Origin of the sequence: Clostridioides sp. ZZV15-6383 (assembly GCF_020657735.1) — a bacterium.
GTDB lineage: Bacteria > Bacillota > Clostridia > Peptostreptococcales > Peptostreptococcaceae > Clostridioides > Clostridioides difficile_D.
This window is the reverse complement of sequence record NZ_JAGWCV010000116.1, coordinates 1-2190: the sequence shown is the minus strand read 5'-3', so window position 1 is coordinate 2190 and position 2190 is coordinate 1. Positions and strand designations below refer to the sequence as shown.

General features: G+C 48.8%; 19 tRNA genes and 2 rRNA genes. All 21 read right to left on the bottom strand.

Annotated features, from left to right (window positions below):
* Positions 1 to 140: 140 nt before the first annotated feature.
* Positions 141 to 217, bottom strand: a tRNA-Met gene (locus KGF42_RS18975).
* 7 nt (positions 218 to 224) lie between these two features.
* Positions 225 to 300, bottom strand: a tRNA-Phe gene (locus tag KGF42_RS18970).
* A 3-nt stretch (positions 301 to 303) separates the two neighbouring features.
* Positions 304 to 380: transfer RNA gene (locus KGF42_RS18965), tRNA-Ile, on the bottom strand.
* A gap of 6 nt (positions 381 to 386) precedes the next feature.
* Positions 387 to 463 (bottom strand) — tRNA-Pro (locus KGF42_RS18960).
* A gap of 60 nt (positions 464 to 523) precedes the next feature.
* Positions 524 to 599: transfer RNA gene (locus KGF42_RS18955), tRNA-Trp, on the bottom strand.
* Between the two features lie 11 nt (positions 600 to 610).
* A tRNA-Ile gene (locus KGF42_RS18950) sits at positions 611 to 684 on the bottom strand.
* A gap of 4 nt (positions 685 to 688) precedes the next feature.
* Positions 689 to 765 (bottom strand) — tRNA-Pro (locus KGF42_RS18945).
* Positions 766 to 773: 8 nt separating this feature from the next.
* Positions 774 to 864 (bottom strand) — tRNA-Ser (locus KGF42_RS18940).
* 20 nt (positions 865 to 884) lie between these two features.
* Positions 885 to 973 (bottom strand) — tRNA-Ser (locus tag KGF42_RS18935).
* 2 nt (positions 974 to 975) lie between these two features.
* Positions 976 to 1051 (bottom strand) — tRNA-Lys (locus KGF42_RS18930).
* Positions 1052 to 1064: 13 nt separating this feature from the next.
* Positions 1065 to 1140 (bottom strand) — tRNA-Gln (locus KGF42_RS18925).
* Positions 1141 to 1149: 9 nt separating this feature from the next.
* Positions 1150 to 1226, bottom strand: a tRNA-Arg gene (locus KGF42_RS18920).
* A gap of 10 nt (positions 1227 to 1236) precedes the next feature.
* A tRNA-Gly gene (locus KGF42_RS18915) sits at positions 1237 to 1310 on the bottom strand.
* A 9-nt stretch (positions 1311 to 1319) separates the two neighbouring features.
* Positions 1320 to 1404 (bottom strand) — tRNA-Tyr (locus tag KGF42_RS18910).
* A gap of 12 nt (positions 1405 to 1416) precedes the next feature.
* Positions 1417 to 1491: transfer RNA gene (locus KGF42_RS18905), tRNA-Thr, on the bottom strand.
* Positions 1492 to 1502: 11 nt separating this feature from the next.
* Positions 1503 to 1579, bottom strand: a tRNA-Asp gene (locus KGF42_RS18900).
* A 5-nt stretch (positions 1580 to 1584) separates the two neighbouring features.
* A tRNA-Val gene (locus KGF42_RS18895) sits at positions 1585 to 1660 on the bottom strand.
* Between the two features lie 5 nt (positions 1661 to 1665).
* Positions 1666 to 1740: transfer RNA gene (locus KGF42_RS18890), tRNA-Glu, on the bottom strand.
* Positions 1741 to 1744: 4 nt separating this feature from the next.
* A tRNA-Asn gene (locus tag KGF42_RS18885) sits at positions 1745 to 1819 on the bottom strand.
* A gap of 7 nt (positions 1820 to 1826) precedes the next feature.
* Positions 1827 to 1943: ribosomal RNA gene (gene rrf / locus KGF42_RS18880) — 5S ribosomal RNA — on the bottom strand.
* Positions 1944 to 2077: 134 nt separating this feature from the next.
* Positions 2078 to 2190, bottom strand: a 23S ribosomal RNA gene (locus KGF42_RS18875); the annotation flags it as partial.

The following is a 2190-nucleotide window of genomic DNA, read 5'->3' as shown; positions in this document are numbered from 1 at the left end:
GAGCCAGGATCAAACTCTCAAATAAAAGTTTATCAGGCTCAGATACTATTGTTATCAAAATATCTGGCTTTATGGTTTGTTTCTTGTTTATAAATTAACCTACTGTTTAATTTTCAAAGTTCTTTATTGATATAGTTAGATGGTAGCGGTAATAGGAGTCGAACCTATGACCTTTCGGGTATGAACCGAACGCTCTAGCCAACTAAGCTATACCGCCGTGTTTCTGGTGCCCAGAGGCGGAATCGAACCACCGACACGGGGATTTTCAGTCCCCTGCTCTACCGACTGAGCTATCTGGGCAAATGGTGGGCCTAGCTGGACTCGAACCAGCGACCTCACGCTTATCAGGCGTGCGCTCTAACCACCTGAGCTATAGGCCCTTTTCTTGGTCGAGGTGAAGGGACTCGAACCCCCGGCCCCATGGTCCCAAACCATGTGCGCTACCAAACTGCGCTACACCTCGAAATATTATTTACTATATTATACTACTCTAAAATACAACTTTTTTCAAGTCCTTTTTATTTGGCAGGGGTGGAGGGACTCGAACCCCCGGCGCACGGTTTTGGAGACCGACGCTCTACCAACTGAGCTACACCCCTATGAAGAATAGTGGACCTTCAGGGACTCGAACCCCAGACCTACCGGTTATGAGCCGGGCGCTCTAACCAACTGAGCTAAAGGTCCAAGTTGGTCGAGGTGAAGGGACTCGAACCCCCGGCCCCATGGTCCCAAACCATGTGCGCTACCAAACTGCGCTACACCTCGTTTTTAAATGGCGGAGAAGGAGGGATTCGAACCCTCGCACCGGTTACCCAGCCTAATCCCTTAGCAGGGGATCCTCTTGAGCCACTTGAGTACTTCTCCAAATTCAGTCCTATTTTTTTTGGCGGAGAGGGTGGGATTCGAACCCACGGCCCCTTTCGAAGTCACTGGTTTTCAAGACCAGCTCCTTAAACCACTCGGACACCTCTCCATTGGTGATCTATCCGCGACTCGAACGCGGGACACCCTGATTAAAAGTCAGGTGCTCTACCGACTGAGCTAATAGACCATATTTTTATTTTTGGCTGGGGATGCAGGACTCGAACCTACGCATACATGAGTCAAAGTCATGTGCCTTACCGACTTGGCTAATCCCCAATATATATGTGGTGAGCGCACAGGGATTCGAACCCCGGACACACGCCTTAGAAGGGCGTTGCTCTATCCAGCTGAGCTATGCACCCACGCTTTCTTTGGAGCGGGTGAAGGGGATCGAACCCTCACAGCTGGCTTGGAAGGCCAGAACTCTACCATTGAGCTACACCCGCATATTTAATTGGTGGAGGATGGTGGATTCGAACCACCGAAGTCGATGACAACAGATTTACAGTCTGCCCCCTTTGGCCGCTCGGGAAATCCTCCGTATTGTTTTTATGGAGCTGGTGATAGGAATCGAACCTACAACCTGCTGATTACAAGTCAGCTGCTCTACCGTTGAGCCACACCAGCATTTTTTGTTTTGGCGACCTGGAAGGGGTTCGAACCCTCGACCTCCAGCGTGACAGGCTGGCATTCTAACCAACTGAACTACCAGGCCGCAAATGGTGGGACCAACAGGGCTCGAACCTGTGACCCCCTGCTTGTAAGGCAGGTGCTCTCCCAGCTGAGCTATGATCCCACAAATGGTGACTCGTAGGGGAATTGAACCCCTGTTACCGCCGTGAAAGGGCGGTGTCTTAACCTCTTGACCAACGAGCCATAATGGCTCCAAGGGTGGGGCTCGAACCCACAGCCTACCGGTTAACAGCCGGTTGCTCCACCGTTGAGCTACCTTGGAATATCTAACGTGGCTATGTCCTACTCTCCCAGGCAGTTTCCCACCAAGTACCATCAGCGCTAGAGAACTTAACTTCTGTGTTCGGAATGGAAACAGGTGTATCTTCTCTGCTATTATAACCACATTTTCACCTTGTTGCTAGAACAAGTACAATATTAACATTTTTTGTTATTTTTGTCAATACTTTTTTCAAACTTTTTTAGAGTTAACACTCTAAAAACTACACATATACCTTAATGAATGGACATCAAATAAATATTGGTCAAGTCCTCGACCTATTAGTATCGATAAGCTAAATACATTGCTGCACTTACACCTTCGACCTATCAACCAGATAGTCTTTCTGGGGTCTTACCCTTGCGGTGGGAAAT